The 1,345-nt window shown below is 65.7% G+C and carries 2 protein-coding genes; both read left to right on the top strand.

The features are described 5' to 3' along the window. Window positions 1-628: ABC transporter permease (locus tag EN991_RS36455; RefSeq protein ID WP_164769673.1), on the top strand; the 628-nt coding region annotated here is incomplete at its 5' end. Further along, the coding region (locus EN991_RS36450) for an ABC transporter permease (RefSeq protein WP_164769672.1) at window positions 625-1,345 on the top strand (721 nt) is incomplete at its 3' end. The genes EN991_RS36455 and EN991_RS36450, both read left to right, overlap by 4 nt.

Here is a 1,345-nt window from a genome sequence, read left to right as displayed (position 1 = left end):
CCTCTACGGCGCCCGCACCTCGCTGATCATCGGCATCGTCGCCAATGGCGTGGCGCTGTTCATTGGCACGCTGGTCGGTGTTGTCGCCGGCTATTTCCGTGGCTGGATCGGCAGCGCGCTGATGCGTTTCACCGATTTGATGATGGCGTTTCCGGCACTGCTGCTCGCCATTTGCCTGGCCGCGGTGTTCGAGCCCAGCCTGTGGATCGTCGCCATGGTCATCGCTTTGGTCAACTGGGTGCAGACCGCCCGCGTCATCTACACCGAGACCTCATCGCTGGCGGAGCGTGAGTTCATCGATGCCGAACGCACCATCGGCGCGAGCGCGCCGCGCATCCTGTTTCGCCACATCCTGCCGCATCTCTTACCGACCATCATCGTCTGGGGCACGCTCGGCATCTCGACCACCGTGCTGCTCGAGGCGACGCTCTCTTTCCTCGGCATCGGCGTCCAGCCGCCCACGGCGTCCTGGGGCAACATCATCTTCGAGAACCAGACCTATTTCCAGGCCGCACCCTGGCTGGTGTTCTTCCCCGGTGCCGCGATCCTGGCGCTGGCGCTGGCTTTCAACCTGATCGGCGATGCGCTGCGCGACATTCTCGATCCGACGCAGAGGGGCCGGGCATGATCGCCTATCTCGGCCGCCGCCTCATCCAGTCGCTGCTGATCCTGCTCGGCGTCTCGCTGATCACCTTCGCGCTGCTCTATCTCCTGCCGGCCGATCCGGTGCGCCAGATCGCCGGCCGCAGCGCCACGCCGCAGACGGTCGAGAACATCCGCCAGCAGCTCGGCCTCGACCAGCCGTTCGTCGTCCAGTACTGGCGCTATCTCACGAAGCTCGTCAGCGGCGATCTCGGCCGCTCCTACATCCAGCGCTCCGAAGTCACCGAGCTGATCGTTTCGCGGCTGCCGGCCAGCCTGTTGCTGATGGTCGGCGCCATCCTGTGCGAGCTGTTGCTCGGCCTGAGCATGGGCCTGATCGCCGCCGTCAAGCGCGGCACCGCCACTGACCAGACGCTGATGGTCGCCTCCTTCGTCGGCGTCTCGGCGCCGCAATTCGTCGTCGGTCTGCTGCTGCTCTACGTCTTTGCCGTGCGGCTCAGCTGGTTCCCGATCGGCGGCTACGGCACCTGGCGTCATCTGGTGCTGCCGTCACTGACCATGGGAATCCTCGGCGCCGGCTGGTACGCGCGCATGATGCGCTCGTCGATGATCGACGTGCTGCGCCAGGATTACGTGCGCACCGCCCGCGCCAAAGGCCTGGCGCGGCGAGCTATCCTGTTCCGCCATGCGCTGCCCAACGCCATCCTGCCGGTGATCGCCATGATCGGCATCGACATAGGCA

Origin of the sequence: Mesorhizobium sp. M7A.F.Ca.US.005.03.2.1 (assembly GCF_003997795.1) — a bacterium.
GTDB lineage: Bacteria > Pseudomonadota > Alphaproteobacteria > Rhizobiales > Rhizobiaceae > Mesorhizobium > Mesorhizobium ciceri.
This window is presented reverse-complemented; position numbering and strand designations above follow the sequence as displayed.